This is a genomic window from Paenibacillus rhizoplanae (assembly GCF_042684125.1).
GTDB classification, from domain to species: Bacteria; Bacillota; Bacilli; order Paenibacillales; family Paenibacillaceae; genus Paenibacillus_AQ; species Paenibacillus_AQ rhizoplanae.
In genome coordinates this window covers 227,263-242,163 of record NZ_JBHUKY010000078.1, presented here as the reverse complement: position 1 = coordinate 242,163, position 14,901 = coordinate 227,263, and the positions used below count along the sequence as shown (strand labels likewise).

The 14,901-nt window shown below is 52.9% G+C and carries 10 protein-coding genes; 1 reads left to right on the top strand and 9 read right to left on the bottom strand.

Annotation, left to right across the window (positions count from 1 at the left end; genetic code table 11):
* Positions 1 to 66: 66 nt before the first annotated feature.
* From ACFSX3_RS29580 to ACFSX3_RS29570, 3 genes are read right to left on the bottom strand one after another with little or no spacing between them, the layout of a single operon-like run.
* On the bottom strand, positions 67 to 1,632 hold the full coding sequence (locus ACFSX3_RS29580; RefSeq protein ID WP_209990764.1) for an extracellular solute-binding protein: 1,566 nt from the start codon (positions 1,630 to 1,632) through the stop codon (positions 67 to 69).
* Between the two features lie 40 nt (positions 1,633 to 1,672).
* Positions 1,673 to 2,542 (bottom strand): carbohydrate ABC transporter permease, encoded by an 870-nt coding sequence (locus ACFSX3_RS29575; RefSeq protein WP_173137343.1) that lies wholly within the window; start codon positions 2,540 to 2,542, stop codon positions 1,673 to 1,675.
* A 15-nt stretch (positions 2,543 to 2,557) separates the two neighbouring features.
* Positions 2,558 to 3,526, bottom strand: coding sequence for an ABC transporter permease (locus ACFSX3_RS29570; protein ID WP_209990762.1), 969 nt, complete (start codon positions 3,524 to 3,526; stop codon positions 2,558 to 2,560).
* 257 nt (positions 3,527 to 3,783) lie between these two features.
* Here ACFSX3_RS29570 and ACFSX3_RS29565 point away from each other — a divergent pair, with 257 nt between their 5' ends.
* A complete protein-coding gene (locus ACFSX3_RS29565) occupies positions 3,784 to 6,051 on the top strand; it encodes a helix-turn-helix transcriptional regulator (RefSeq protein WP_209990760.1) in 2,268 nt (755 codons plus the stop codon).
* Positions 6,052 to 6,055: 4 nt separating this feature from the next.
* Here ACFSX3_RS29565 and ACFSX3_RS29560 read toward each other — a convergent pair whose 3' ends face one another.
* The 6 genes from ACFSX3_RS29560 to ACFSX3_RS29535 form a co-directional block, all read right to left on the bottom strand.
* Entirely contained in the window at positions 6,056 to 7,582 is a 1,527-nt protein-coding gene (locus ACFSX3_RS29560) for a right-handed parallel beta-helix repeat-containing protein (protein ID WP_209990758.1), read from the bottom strand.
* 84 nt (positions 7,583 to 7,666) lie between these two features.
* Positions 7,667 to 8,422 carry a MerR family transcriptional regulator gene (locus tag ACFSX3_RS29555; protein ID WP_209990756.1) on the bottom strand — a complete coding sequence of 252 codons (756 nt, stop codon included), beginning with the start codon at positions 8,420 to 8,422 and terminating at the stop codon, positions 7,667 to 7,669.
* A gap of 339 nt (positions 8,423 to 8,761) precedes the next feature.
* The gene (locus ACFSX3_RS29550; RefSeq protein WP_209990755.1) at positions 8,762 to 9,646 is read right to left on the bottom strand and encodes a CPBP family glutamic-type intramembrane protease; all 885 of its coding nucleotides are present in this window, start codon (positions 9,644 to 9,646) and stop codon (positions 8,762 to 8,764) included.
* A 72-nt stretch (positions 9,647 to 9,718) separates the two neighbouring features.
* Positions 9,719 to 11,380: a hypothetical protein gene (locus tag ACFSX3_RS29545; protein WP_209990753.1), complete on the bottom strand. Its 1,662-nt coding sequence runs from the start codon at positions 11,378 to 11,380 to the stop codon at positions 9,719 to 9,721.
* 189 nt (positions 11,381 to 11,569) lie between these two features.
* The gene (locus tag ACFSX3_RS29540; RefSeq protein WP_209990750.1) at positions 11,570 to 14,212 is read right to left on the bottom strand and encodes an ABC transporter permease; all 2,643 of its coding nucleotides are present in this window, start codon (positions 14,210 to 14,212) and stop codon (positions 11,570 to 11,572) included.
* The gene (locus tag ACFSX3_RS29535) at positions 14,209 to 14,892 is read right to left on the bottom strand and encodes an ABC transporter ATP-binding protein (RefSeq protein WP_209990748.1); all 684 of its coding nucleotides are present in this window, start codon (positions 14,890 to 14,892) and stop codon (positions 14,209 to 14,211) included. Before ACFSX3_RS29535 ends, ACFSX3_RS29540 begins: the two co-directional genes overlap by 4 nt.
* Between the last annotated feature and the right edge of the window lie 9 nt (positions 14,893 to 14,901).

Genomic DNA, 14,901 nt, shown 5'->3' with positions numbered 1-14,901 from the left:
CCTCCTTTAATGGTCAAGCGATTACCCTGAATGCCTTGCCTGTGCTTCTGCGGTTCTGCCCTGCAATTATTTACTGCCTAATTGAATATTCTGCACGCGGTCATACGCTTCCTTATACGTCTCCAGCAGCTTGTCTACGCCCAGATTGTTCATTTCCTCCACATATTTATCCCAGTCCGCCAGCTTGCGGGAGCCGGTGACGAACTTCGCGAAGCTCTCATCGCGGTGCTTCTTGATCGCCTGCCCGGTGATCGAGATGACTTCATTCTCCTTCTCCGTGAAGGCCGGACGCGGCTGCATATTGGCCGGATCATAGTTGACGGCTTCTTCATAGGCGTGCTTCAGGTCCTCCGAGAACAGGGACAGATGGGCGTCGAAGTCAATCCAGGTATAGGTTCCGCTGGTCTGCAGCCCCGTCTGCTTCCGCATCTCAATGACATCGGTGAATTCCGGCTTGAACTTGATCGCGTAGCCTTCCTTCACATACGTCTCGCCTTCCACGCCCCAGCTGCTGAGCGTCCGCCCGTCTTCCGAATAGAAAAAGTCCATGTAACTCATGATGTCTTCGATATTCTTGGAGGTGGAAGCGACCGTTAGTCCGCCCTCCATATAATGGAAGTAAGGATTCAGCTGTTTACCGCCGGGAAGCCCGGCAGGAGGAGCCATGAACTGCATATTGAACTCAGGATTCTCCTTGCGCATCGCATTATTGAAGAAGTCCACCCGGCTGATGTAATCAACTGTCACGAACGACTTGCCGGTGGAGACCATATCCTGCCACTGCTTGGTTTGTAAGGAGAGGAAGTCCGGCGGAATCAGCCCTTCATCATAGAACTGCTTCCATCTGCCGACCATCTCCTTGTAGCTCTCCTCCGTCGGACCATAACGCCATTCCTTTTTGTCAAAATCATAGTACGCCCCTTCCCCTGTCTCATAGTTAACGGTCATGCTCATATTCATCTCATCGGGGATCTGGCCGTAACGGACCGATAGCGGATAACTGTCCGGGTATTTCGCCTTGAGCGTCTTGAGGGCTGTATGCAGCTCTTCATAGGTGGCCGGAGCCTTGATGCCTTCCTTCTCAAAAACATCCTGGCGGTACATCCAGATCATGCGGTTCGTCTCCCCGAAGCCCTGGTTCGGGAACATATACATTTTGCCGTCAGCCGAGAGCGCCGCCTTCGCCTCCTCCGGATATTGCTTCATCCATGCGGTCAAATTCGGCAGCTTATCCATGTATTCCATCAGATCGACGAGTGCACCCTGCTGCCCGAACTTGTTCGATTCCTTGCGGTTGGGCATATACATCAGGTCCGGCAGGACATTGGAGGCCACCGCCAGGTTCAGCGCTTCGGCCAGCTTCCCGGAAGGCGTCTGCACCTCCAGAGTTACGCCTGTCTTGTCCTTGATCCAGCCCCAGACCGGCCAATCCTTGGAATAAGGGAAGGTGGCGTTGTTGTCCAGCAGTGCGGTGAAGGTGTGCTCCTGCTTCGCCCCGGCAGTGGCAGCGGCATCTCCGCCGGATGTACCAGTAGCAGCAGGCGGAGCGCTAGTGTTATTGCCTCCGCTACAGCCCGTCACCAGCATGGCGGCAGTTACGAGGGGCAGCATTACAGACTTCCATTTGTTCATTCATCATCTCTCCCTTAATTGTAATTATGGCGCAGGCTGATCAGCCTTTCACCGCGCCAATCATGGCGCCTTTGACAAAATACTTCTGAACAAACGGATATACCGTGAGAATCGGCAGCGTAGAGACCATGATCGTGGCATATTTGAGCGACTCTTCAACGACCTGATTGTCTCCCCCGATCCCGGTCACATCCCCCGAGCTTGCGCTTCCGGCCAACACCAGATTGCGGAGCAGTACCTGAAGCGGGAACAGGTCCGGGGTGCGCAGATACAGGAGCGGATAGATGAAGTTATTCCACATGCCCACGGCGTAAAACAAAGCAATCGTGGCGAAGGAAGCCTTCGACAGCGGAACAATGATCCGCATGAATATGCCGATATCATTCAACCCGTCGATGCGGCCGGATTCCTCCAGCTCCTTGGGAATGCCGGAGAAGAAGGTCCGCATCAGAATCAGATTCCAGGTACTGACCGCGCCCGGCAGCACCATGCCCCATACGGTATCCACCATGTCCAGGGAGCGGACGACGAGGAAGGTCGGAATCATTCCACCGCTGAAGAACATCGTGATGACGATCAGCAGGGTGAAGGTTCCCCGCAGCGCCATATCCCGGCGGGAGAGCGCATAGGCTCCTGTGGAAGTAACTACCAGCGAGATCAGGGTGCCGAGCACGGTGTAGATCAGCGTATTTTTATAGGCCGTCCAGATCTTCGGGTCTCCAAGCACCAGCTCGTACATATTCACATTGAAGCCCTTGGGCCAGAACGAGATGTTGTTCTTGATGACATTGACATCACTGCTCAGGGATACCGCAAGCATGTGCAGAAACGGATAGAGCGTAATCACTACAACCCCCAGCAGGAAGACTGTGCTGACCACGTTAAACCAGGAAAACTTCGGTGATCTCATCACCACACCTCTTTTCTACCATAGACTTGTCTCGCTGACACGGCGGCTGATGTAATTGGCACTATAGATGAAGATCAGGCTGATAATGCCCATGAACAGGTCAATGGAGGCACCGTAGCTGAAATTCCCCTGCTCCATCCCGACCCGGTAGACATAGGTACTGATGATATCTGCCGTATCGTAGATCGCCGGATTCTGCATGAGGAAGACCTTCTCGAAGCCGATCTCCAGTACCTTGCCGATATTCAGAATCAGGGTGATGACAATCGCCGGTGAGATGCCAGGCAGCGTGACATGCCATATTTTGCGCATCCGGCTGGCTCCGTCCATATCTGCCGCTTCATAGAGCTGCGGGTCAATCGCCGTCAGTGCCGCCAGATAGATGATGGTCTCCCAGCCGATATGCTGCCAGATCTCCGACAGGACATAGATCCCCCGGAATAACCCGGGCTCATTCATGAAGTTAACCGGTCCAATCCCGAACGTGCCCAGCAGATTGTTAATCAGGCCTCCGGTCGGCGACAGGAACATAATGACCATGCTCGCCACAATGACATTGGAGATGAAATGCGGCAGATAGCTGACGGTCTGTACGAACTTTTTGAATGTTGCCTTGCGCACCTCGTTCAGCAGAATAGCCAGGATGATGGGAGCCGGGAACCCGAATACAAGCTTGTACAGGCCCAGCAGTAAGGTGTTCTTCATCAGCGGCCAAAAGTCGGGATTCTCCACAAACATCCGGTAGTATTTCAGCCCCACCCAGTCGCTGGCCCAGATCCCTTTGAACAGATTATAATCCTTAAATGTAATGACGAGGCCAAACATCGGCGCATACCGGAAAATCAGATAATACAGCAGGCACGGCAGGAACAGCAGCCATAGCGCTTTGTTATGGTGCCAGGTCCGCAGCAGCCGCCCCTGCCGCCGGTAGGGATTCTTCAGTTCCTTTCGCAAGTTGTCTTGTACTGCACTTGGTTGAGCCATAGGCATTCCCCTCACGTTCTTAATGATGGCTTGGATGTCAGCTTACTTCCCCGGTGATTCCCGGGTTTGTCTCCGAAGTATAGCCGCAATGGTTTGGTAAGCGCTATCAGCATGTTATATAACTTTTCGCCTTATCTGCATATTTCCCGATACCTGCGTATAAATCGTTAAAAGTGCATATTGTGCGTGTCAGCTTTATGCCGCTATGATAGGATAAAACTATGTATAAAGCGGCTGCACCAGAAGGGGGACTACCTATGAAGAGACTGCTGACCAGCCAATTTGCCCTTAGCGGCTTGTTCGTCAAGCTAATGCTCAGCTTCCTGAGCATCATCCTGCTGCTGGCTTCCTTCAATCTGTTCTCACATCTATATTTGAGCGGCAAGGTCTATCAGGAGGTCGTCCGGCAGAATGAACAGGCGCTCAAGCAGACGGTGGAGGGGTATGAGAATCACTTCCGGCTGACCCAGAATATGATTCTGGCACTCACCCAGTCGGATACGTGGACCGCCAATCTGGGCATTCTCAGCCATCTGAACGAGAACCGGCGTTACGATGTTGTGAACGAGGTGAAGTCGGATCTGATGACGCTGTACGGCAATCCTTTTTTGCATATTGAGAATTTCATTCTGTATTTCAAGACGGAGGATTATGTGCTCGAAAAAGAAGGGCTTAGCAGCACCAGCGACATGTTCGGCAAATATTATTCCAGTCAGGAATATACGGCGGACTTCTGGCGCGGCCAGACCATGGACAACCAGTATCTGAAGGTCATGCCTGCCGCCTCCTTCACAGAGACAACGATGAGCTCCACGCGCCCGCTCGGACGGCTGATGCCGGTGCTGATCAAAGCGATTCCTTACGAAGAGGTATACGGCCTGGTGATGCTGAATCCGCAGCGGCTGGAGAAGGCTTATGGGGATGCCGGCAAGAATCCCTTCTATATAATGGATGCGCAGGACCGTCTGCTCTTCACCACAGCGGAGACGAAACTGCCGGCTCTGAAGTATGCGGGTAATACAAGCTCACATGAGCGGATCGGGGACAACTATTATTTCTATCAAAAAGGGGCGCAGACCGGCTTCACCTACGTCCGGGTCACCGAGGTTGCCGCCATTGCGAGCGGGCTGCGCGGCATGCGACTGCTGCTCGCCGTTCTGCTCGCTGCTGCGGTGCTGGTCAGCCTTCTGTTCTCCCTCCTGTTCAGCTACCGGCTGAACCAGCCGCTCCAGCGCCTGATCGCCGCGTTCGACCGCAAATCGGGCAGCGCCCCCGGCAAGGTGAGCAGCGTCAAGGAGTTCGCCATTATCGGCGACCGCCTGAGCTCGATCATGGAGAACAACCGGTTCATCCAGAACGATCTTGCGCACAAGAATTCGCTGGTCCGCCAGTATGCGTATACCCATAAGGTGAAAAACATTCCGCTGAACGCAAGCCTGAGCGAGCTGGAGGATGCGCTGCATTCCGAACGGCCGTATGCCTCCATCCTGTTCAAGCTCAGCTTCACCCGCCTCCCGGAGGAGCCGGAGAAGCATACACTGGCATTATGGCAGCTGATTCAGCGCCTGTTCACCGGGGAGGAATCCGAGAACGTTGCTTTGCAGCCGGAGCAGGATCTGCTCTTGCTGCTGCTCTTCGATCCCGGTCCGCAGAGCGGCATTCTTCAGGTGCTGGGCACCTTGCAGGAGCTGCTGGCGGAGGAGCCTTCCCTTTACCTCACCATTGCAGTCAGTCCGGTATACTCCGGGGAAACCCCGTTTACAGATGCTTACCATAACCTGACGGTACTGCTGAAGGAACGCAGATTAAATCGGGAGACCCAGATTATTGTGGAGCCGCGGGCCTCGTCAGCCAAAGCGTTCCATAGGAAGGTAACGTACGGGGATGAGCTGCATAACCTGCTGCAATCCGGCAGCGAAGAAGCAGTCTTCGGCTGGGTGGAGCGTCAACTGGAGCAGCTTCGGAATAAGGATGCCACCGCTGAGGATTTCCGGACATTTGCCCGCGGGGTTGTAGAGCAGACAGGCAAAACAGTCATGAAGCAGAATCTGCCGGAGCTTGAAGCGGGGCTTCTCTCTGCGCTCTCCGGTGAGCCGTTCGCCGCCTTCTATTCCACCGTTCAATACCGCGAATGGCTGAGCCAACTGCTCACTCCGGTGCTTGCGGCCATCCGCAATGGCTCGGAGATTCGTGATCCGGTTATCAGCTTCGTACTAGAGTATCTGGACAAGCATTACGGGGAGGATATTAATCTGAACATTGTAGCCGACAAGCTGAATCTGACTCCGGGGTATTTGTCGAGCATCTTCAAAGAGAAAACCGGGATCAACTTCAGCGAATATCTGAACACGCTGCGGATCGAACGGGCCAAGGAGCTGCTGACGAACATCGACCTGCGCATCCAGGATATCGCACTTCAGGTCGGCTACCAGAATGTGAACTCGTTCATCCGCACGTTCAAGCGCAGCTCCGGCTTAACGCCGGGTGAATACCGCAAGCGGGATGCCTGGGAGAATCACAGTTAGGCGTTTATCGGACGGGGAACCCCGGCTTCAGCCGGAAATCATCACGGGCGGTGTCCCTGAACTGCGGATCGGCAAACTGCGAGCTGGAATCGTTCCCCGTGCCGCGCTGATAGAAGGCGAAGCCGGGGTATTCCTTCTTTTTCCATACCCAAAAGGCCTGATCTGCACCTGCTGCTGCATAATAAAGGTTGCCGTCCAGCGTATTATTGCTGTTGCTTGTATATTCGTTGCTGATCATAACGCCGGAATCACCTGCTACGATAATATTGCGGGTAATGACATTACCCCTTAAGTTAGCTTGCAGATACAATTGGCCGTTACCGTCGCCCAGCAGGTCGTTCTTGTAGAGCGTATTAGACTCGATGATACTATCGCTGGTACCTCCACGCTCCTCGTCATAACCGCCCATGGCAATGCCGGTCAGCCGGTTGCGGTAGATCAGATTGTTTTTGACCGTAATATCACTGGTTAGCCTTCCCTCATGTTCGGAAGCAAGCTCAAGGCCTATGTCATTGTCATATAAGCGGTTCTGCTCCACCCGGATGGACCTTCCTCCGTCGATGTAGATTCCGCCTGCCGCATGGCTGTCATTCGGTACTGGGTTCCCGTAAGACGGATTAAGATTGGACGAAATCCCGTAGACTACATTTCCTGTGACCGTTCCGTTACGCGCCTGATCGACCCGCTCGTCTCCCACCGTTCCCTCATATCCGATCAGGTCGATCCCGATGTTGTCACTGTCATGAACGATATTGTTCGTAATCTCAAAAGTATCCACATTGCCGTTCACAACCAGCGCCTCACTTGAGCCAAGCACCAAATCGTACACTTCATTGCCATCAATAATCAGTCCTTGCAGCGCTTCCTTCGCTTCGGTTCCGTACACGGCAATCCCATGGGCATCCCTCCCGGTAAGCCCGTCCCCTTCAGGCGTGGCCGTATTGGCTATGGAATGAATGCGGTTATTGAGCACAGAGAGGTCCATCCCTGAACCGTGAATATAGATACCTGCGGGAATGTCGCCACGGGATGCTGTCTTGTAATTGCGGATTTCCAGTTGCTGAATCGTTACATAGCTGGCCTGATGGATCTCGACCATCCCCTCCAGCCCGTCAACCGGCAGGCCTTCGCCGTCAAGAACCGCCCTCTCATTCGGATAACCGGCGAATATGACAGGACCGGCATCCTTCGAGCCTCCCTTGGAGATCTGCAGCTTCTGATGGTACACGCCTCCGCGAATATAGACACGGGTTCCCGGCTCTGCGAGGTCCGCAGCATGCTGAAGCGTCTTCCAGGGAGAATCTATGGTCCCTTGATTACTATCAGCTCCATCGACAGCCACATAGTACGTGTTGGTCTTATTTGGCTGCGGCGGTGCACTGGACTTCGGGGCCGGAGCTGTACATTGCGTATGTTCCCGCTTAGCTTCAGGCGGGGGCTGATCGGACAATGGCGTGTCCGAGGCGCCGGAACATCCCGACAGTACGATCAAACCAAGCACAATAGCCGATCTCCGGAAAATTCTTAGCATTTATGCACTCTCTCTCTTCTCAGCTTATTTATAGAACCTTATACTATCTGCTTCGTTCCATTGCTGCCTTGATTGGGCGACAGATTAAGCCCGGGGATCATCCTCACCCAAATAAATGCGGATGATTGCATCTATATATTGCATGACCTCGTCTGTCATCCCGTACACCCGTGCAGCTTGTCCTTCCTGCGGTGTAATGTACTCCCAATATTTCTGAATCAGCTGCTCATTACCGTCAAACATCTTATCGGCGTATTCTATAATAGAGGCCGCAAGTTGCTGCGACGCTTCAGAATCGGGCGGTTCTGCCAGCAGTCCGGAGACACGCCTGAGAATATCGGACCACCCCATAGCGAGCGGATTGCTTACATCGTTAATCGGCAGCACCTCCAGCTCTTCCGGGGTGAAGGCCTGCTGCCGCAGCTGCGGACCCTGCGGGGGCTGTTCAAGCTCACGGATAAATCCGAGCATCTCCTCAATATTCACTTGTTCGGTTGCCCGCATAGCGTACAAGGTAGAGAACAGCAGATGCTCTACCGCCTGCAGCTTCTCCTGCTCCTGCTTCACGAAGACCATCTGCTGCGTAAGTGCTCGGCTCCAGACAGCAGTATCATGGTGTGCAACCTCACCGTTGTCGAGAATCACTTTAATTTCACTCAGCTTGAAATGCATTTGCTTCAGCACAGCAATCTTCTGCAGCCGTAGAATCTCATTCTCGCTATAAGAGCGGTACTGGTTCCCGGTATTCCTGTCCGGCTCCAGCAGGCCCAGCTTCTCATAATAATGCAGGGTGCGGACAGACACACCGGTTAGCTTGGACAGCTGCCCTACGGTATACATCGGCTTTCCTCCAAATAGATATATTATTGGCTATATAATATGCAATTAAGAGTTGAACTTGAAGCTCCATCGTCACTGCGGTGAACATTTGGACTTCCGGCCGCTGTTGTCCCCAGATTTCTTGATTTTAAACCGCTAATCGCGGTGGAAATCCGGTGACAGCTTATGCTTACGAGGTAGCTTTCCTGCGGAAAGCTTTCGGGCGATCGCTGACGCTCCTACAGTTCCAAATTTCCCCTCCGCTTCTTTTGCTTTTTTGTTTAATTTCTTTAGTGCCTCTTATATAGAAGGTTGGACACAGTAAATCATCCGGCACTGGCATGGCCGGATAATGGTTTATTACTGAGATGCTGACCGCAGGCGCCGGCGGCGCCACAGATTAAGCAGTGCCAGCAGCCCTGCGCTGCCGATAATGATTACACCAAACTGGATCACAACGGGACCGGTCCCAGCCTCCAGCTCGCTGTATGTCAGCAAGCGCCGGTCCTGCTGCAGGATAACGAACCGCGCAATTTCCAGATAAGCCACATGAAAGCCGATGGAAGCCCACAGTGATCCGGTCAAGCTGCGCCATAGCTGAAGCATGGTGCCATAGCATAACAGCATAATCACATACTCTGCGTTAATGCTGCTTCCGCGGTCGAGCCCGCTCCAGGCTTGCAGCTGGTTCACAGTGACCGGCACCAGCACAAACAGCAGCACCTGAGCGCCGTAAGCTGCGAAGGCAGGCAGGCGCAGCCGCAGGCCGCTGTATACTATTCCTCTCATTGACAATTCCTCCGGCAACGCCTCGTACAGAAAGGCAATACATGTGTTGAAGGCTACAGCCAGCAGCAGCTCCGCAGAGAAATGCCAGGCTATAATGGTGGTCCAGCCCAGCGCACCCGTAATTATGAAGCCCAGTCCCCCCATCAGCAAGGCCGATGCTGCACCACCCAGCATATGCAGGAATGCGGCTGGTGTCAACGGCAGCAGCCTGGCGGTCAGGCGGAACCGGCGCTGGATGAGACAGACCGCGGGCACAATAAGCAGCGCCGCAGTCAAAGCCTGGACAACGGCAATTTCGTTATCCGTTGCGCCGGAGGCCCGGACGGTGTTCCCGGCAACCGTAGCCGTGAATAGTCCCAGCGTCATGGCGAGCCACCCAAGCGCTGTAATTGCCAGCCAGCTGCGGGCAGGTGTACAGCTTATGATGTTCGATGATGGCAATGTTGTTTTGTTCATTTGTGATCCCTCCTGCTTCCATTGTAAACCCTCCAGTATACGTCAGGGTCAACCCTGGATTAGCAGAAACGATTACTTCCTCGCTTTATAGGTTATCTCCTTGCGGCTTACAATAATATTCTCCTTATTCCCGTTATCGCCCTCTTGACGGTCCACTCTAATAGTTGTATTAGGCGGCAAGGACTCAGAAGAAAAGCTTCCTTTCTTGTTGTTCTTCACATCATAAAGGAAATAATAAACATCCTTCGCCTGTGGCACTGCATAGTCCGTGGACGCAGGCTCTAGAGTGTAGGATTTCATCACGGCAATATTAGCATCCTTCCAGCCTGCAACCTCTACCGCCGCCTCTCTTCCTTCCTCTGCCTGAACGGATGCAATGGGGAGACCGTCCGGATCAAAAAATCGAATTTCCTGAGGAGCTATCTTCAAATAATCAATATCGATATCAAGGACCCGGTTATGCTCATTCGCGGCTTGATCCATCCAGGCAATGGTTCCCGCCGGGTTCCACTTTATTTTCTCGGACGGCACATATTGATCTGCTCTCAGCGCTACAGCATGGAGCGGAACACCTTTGTTATTGAAGAATGTCAATTGTCCGCTCTCATCATCATGCACAAACCTCTCAAAGGTTGGGGAAAGGAAGAGAGAGGGCGCTCCCGTCGTCGAATGAGGAATGACAGGGTATTTTAACAGATGGATATCATCCTCTCCTGTCTTCAGATCAAATATCCATACATTTCCGAGGTAACTCTGCAGGAACAACTGCTGCTTATCGGCGTTCCACTGGTACTTGTAGATGTAATCGTATTCTTGTGTAAGCGGCCAAAAGTCTTCCCGGAGCCGTTCGGTGGCCCCCGTAACTATATTGTAAGCAGACAAGTGATATTGCCCCGCTTCCTCGGTCAGCTCCGATTCCAGGAATAACAAATGCTCTTCATCCCAAGGAATCAGCAGATTATAACTGCTCATAAAAGCATTGTTCCACCCATTATTTGAAGAGTGCAGTTCATCGCTCCATACTACATTCACCTTATCCGTAGAAGAATCATGGGCTACCAAAGCGTTGATAGCGTTATGATCCCCGTAAAAGAGCTGCACGGTATGATACATACCCCCCTTCATCTCAACTGTAGGGCCGCCGCTTAGCGAATAGTTATTTTCCGGTAGACCTATCGGCTTAGCCACAAGATCTCCAGTAGTGCTCCGCTCTGCATTGAATTTCAGCGTTTTGAAGCCTGATTCGGTGAACATCAGCTTCTTCAGCTCGGCAGTGGATTCCTTGGTAAGCGTAAAGCCGGTATGTGTGTCACGCTTGTCCATAATCATCGCTTGCTCGCTGCTCTCGTTAATCCATAGCTGGAGTGCATATTGTTCCTGTTCTGAAGCCAGAATCATATCATAGTCAGCTGCAGCAGTATTAAGAATCCCTGGTAATTGTACAGCGTTTCTGATAGCACGGACGATCATTTCTATGGTTCCATGCTCTGCATATTCAACCGGAATTTCAGGATTATCTGAGCTTTTGTTGATTGTTTTTGTAAACGTGATTTGCTGGATCGCCTGGAAGTTATGGTCTGTTATGGCCAGCGATCGGACGTCGTCCTTCTGGCCGGCAATGGAATGAACAGAGTCCGGATCATTCAAAGCTTGGTCCTTGTTGTCTCCGCCCGTACATCCCGTCAGAATCGCTGAAAGGACTGTTGCAAGGACCAGAAGATGTTGCTTTCTCAAGTTGCACCCTCCTTTTTTACCCTATCTTATTTGACGTCATAAATGGGATGAAGTTGCACATGAGTGTGGTCTATCCGATGCTTGGACTACAGGTTTAATGCCTTGTATAACAATAAAAGCCGCTAAATAGCGACTTTTAAGGGACTCATGTTTCTGTTATCGTAAGGAGCTTGTGTCTTTGACACTCCATCAAGTCATATCATCCCGCAGCGCATCAATGATATTCTCCCGCTTGATTGTGCTGACCGAATACAGCATGGTGACGAATACGATCAGGAGCACGCTGATTACGCTGATGCCGATGCTGGCCCAGGGGAAGATATAGGCAATCTGGTCCGCGCCGCCGATGAGCATGCCCCGGTAGATTAGCCAGGAGCAGGCCAGCCCGATGGGAAGTCCGAACAAGAGCGCGCGCATGCCATAAAAGGCACACTCGAAATTCATCATCCGCTGGAAACTGCGGTCGGACATCCCGACAGAGCGGAGCATCGCCAGCTCCCGGCGGCGCAGCTTGATGTTCGTCGAGATCGTGTTGAATACATTAGCAATTGCAATTAGTGAAATCATAATAATGAAGGTATAAGCGAACACGTTGATGATGAATATCGTATTGCGGCTCTCATCCATCATCGCATACACATTGTACAGCTTATATTCATCCGTAATTTGTGCAGCCTGAATGGTCTTCTCCATCTCCGCTACCGACTGTGCCGGATGCTTGGAGTGAAAGGTCAGGCCCTTCACTGCCGGCGGACTGTCCGCCGTCTCAAACTTGCCGATGAGTGAATAAGGTGCGATCACCCGGAAGAAGAACGGTTCACTGGAGCCGGAGCTTCCCATAACCGGGAGGGTATCCGGCGGCACGGTATCTACGAAGGTAACCCTTACGTCATGTCCCTGCCCTATCTTTTGCCCACTCTCCGGTTCGGGGCCGATGGTCAGGGTAGAGGATGAACTCTTGAACAAATTACGGAACTCGTCAACCTCCTTCAACCGTTTATCATCGGCAGGGCTCACCGATTTGGCAACGGCGATGAACTTGGCATTGGAGCCTGTATATTCCTCTGCGGACAAGCCCAACCCTTCAAGAATCTTCAGATAGGCCTTGTCATCCAGAAACTGCAGATCGACGGGCAGTGTTACCTGCTCATCCGACCGGCCCGGCGAAGGAGCACCTGTTTTCCCTGCATTTCCTGCTTTTCCATCATTTCCTGCATCCGAGAGCTCGCTTGCCTGGACTGTCCCGGTCACTTTCATGAGTGTCTGGTAAGAGCTGTCGTAGATCCCGTCTGCGGTTCTTAGCTTGTCGTAGAGCGCCAGCATATCACTGTCTTTCATAGATGGTGTGGCGAAGCCAATATCATAGGTGGTGAACGCAACTGCCTGCTCCGACATTTGCTTCATATCTGTGACAAAAGCGCTGGCCGATATAAACAGCACGACGCTTAACATGAGCGACAGCACAATGCTGCGGTAGCGTTTCTTGTTTCTTTTGAAATTCTTAAGTGCAAGGGTGCCTTCGAGACCGTAGATATGCTGCGCCCACCCGGACGTCTTCACGGCCTTGGCTTCAATCTTGACCTCGTTCGTCTGGCGGATACTCTCCATCACGGGAGTGCCTGCCGCCTTCCTGGCCGGAATGTATGCCGAGATCAGAATCGTAACCATACTTAGCGCTGCCGCACACGCAATGGCCGGAACGGACACCTTCAAGCTTAGCGGTACGCCGGAATAGAGAATATTCCCGAAGTTCCTGGATACGACCGTTAACACGAGTCCCATGCTGCCTATTCCCAAGATAATGCCAACCGGTATTCCCGCCGCACCAATACACAGACCTTCGAACAGCACAGAGTTACGCAGCTGCTTCGCTGTGGCTCCCACCGATGAGAGAATGCCGAATTGGCGTGTGCGCTCATTCAAGGAGATGGTGAAGGCGTTGTAGATCATGAAGATCGAACCGGTTACGATGATAAAAGCTACAATCCCCCCGACCGTGTACAGCAGAGCGGTGAGCACCCCATCGCTTGAGACGCCCATGAAGCGCAGCACATTATCGTTGTAGACGTAAGATTGGCCTGCGGCGGTGCTGCTTGCGTAAGCCTTCGCTTCACGCGGGTGCTTCAGAGTAACATACAAGCTGAAGCTGTCCGCCCTCTCTGATGGATCGGTTCTGGTAATCAGGGTATAGCCTGGAGCGGCGGATTCCTCAAAAGCAGGTCTTGCGTAGATTCCGGTAACCTTGTAGGTCCGCTCTGCCCGGGGCACCAAAGCTTCTGCGCCCTTCTCAGGCTGATTCCCCGCAAAAAAAGCATCATGCTGGTTCAGCCGCTGGTTGCCGTTCATCCGGTCCCCGACAACCAGTGTGAGCGTGTCGCCCTCTGCGAGCTTGATCCCGCCGTTCGCCGCCAGATGTGACGGGACTAGAATTTCCCCGCTGTTATCCGGCATTCTGCCGGAGACCAGAGTGACAGGCAAGGTGTCCGGGGAAGCTTTGTCTTCATTAAAGCCTGCAATGAACAGATAAGGTTTATCCGGGTTCTTACCGCCACTAAGTGCCGCGTAGCCGATATTCTCAAAGGATGCCGTACGGGATACGGCCTGATCGTGGGCCCGTTCCTGCACGAAGGAAGCATCCACAGCCGGGAACCCGATGTGCCAACCGCCGTATTTGGCGATGGAACCCTGGATCATATAACTCTGCAAGGACACAGCGAAGGTGGAGACAGCAGTGATCATAGCGGTGGATAGGATTACTCCGATAATCGTTACAATGGTCCGCGTTTGGCTTTTTTTGAGGCTCTGGAGGGTAACCTTGTTGAAAATATTCATGGCCGTACCCGTTCGTCCCGCACAACCTTGCCGTCAGAGATGCCGATAATGCGGTCTGCCTGGAGGGCAATATTCTCGTCATGCGTAACGATGAGCAGGGTCTGTCTATACTTCTGATTGCTTAATTTCAGCAGATTGATAATCTCATGTCCATTCCGGCTATCCAGACTGCCGGTGGGTTCATCCGCCAGCATGACCGCCGGGGCATTCATCAGCGCGCGTCCGATGGATACCCGCTGCTGCTGTCCGCCCGAGAGCTGATTCGGCAGATGCGTTCTCCGGTCCGTCAGCCCCAGCAGCTCAAGCAAATCGTTCAGCCGCTCCTCGTTGACCTTGCGTTTGTCCATCAGAATCGGCAAGGTGATATTCTCCACCACATCCAGCGTGGGAATCAGATTGTGGAACTGGTAGATCAGCCCGACCTGCCGCCTGCGGAAGATCGCCAGCTTGTCATTGCTCTGCGCATATACATCCTGTCCGTCCAAATAGACGTTGCCGCTTGTCGGCACATCGACACCGCCGATGATGTGAAGCAAGGTGGATTTGCCGGAGCCGGAGGAGCCGATGATTGCCGTGAACTCCCCCTTCTCAATCGTCAGCGACACCTCGTCCAGCGCCGTGACCCGATTATCTCCCTTCCCGTAGACCTTGCTCAGCTTGTCAATTCTCAAAAACTCCATGCTGCAAAT

What these genes read in the sequence shown, in the direction of transcription:
- ACFSX3_RS29580 (WP_209990764.1), bottom strand. Translation starts at nt 1,632, where the DNA reads ATGAACAAATGGAAGTCTGTAATGCTGCCCCTCGTAACTGCCGCCATG.
- ACFSX3_RS29575 (WP_173137343.1), bottom strand. Translation starts at nt 2,542, where the DNA reads ATGAGATCACCGAAGTTTTCCTGGTTTAACGTGGTCAGCACAGTCTTC.
- ACFSX3_RS29570 (WP_209990762.1), bottom strand. Translation starts at nt 3,526, where the DNA reads ATGGCTCAACCAAGTGCAGTACAAGACAACTTGCGAAAGGAACTGAAG.
- ACFSX3_RS29565 (WP_209990760.1), top strand. Translation starts at nt 3,784, where the DNA reads ATGAAGAGACTGCTGACCAGCCAATTTGCCCTTAGCGGCTTGTTCGTC.
- ACFSX3_RS29560 (WP_209990758.1), bottom strand. Translation starts at nt 7,582, where the DNA reads ATGCTAAGAATTTTCCGGAGATCGGCTATTGTGCTTGGTTTGATCGTA.
- ACFSX3_RS29555 (WP_209990756.1), bottom strand. Translation starts at nt 8,422, where the DNA reads ATGTATACCGTAGGGCAGCTGTCCAAGCTAACCGGTGTGTCTGTCCGC.
- ACFSX3_RS29550 (WP_209990755.1), bottom strand. Translation starts at nt 9,646, where the DNA reads ATGAACAAAACAACATTGCCATCATCGAACATCATAAGCTGTACACCT.
- ACFSX3_RS29540 (WP_209990750.1), bottom strand. Translation starts at nt 14,212, where the DNA reads ATGAATATTTTCAACAAGGTTACCCTCCAGAGCCTCAAAAAAAGCCAA.
- ACFSX3_RS29535 (WP_209990748.1), bottom strand. Translation starts at nt 14,892, where the DNA reads ATGGAGTTTTTGAGAATTGACAAGCTGAGCAAGGTCTACGGGAAGGGA.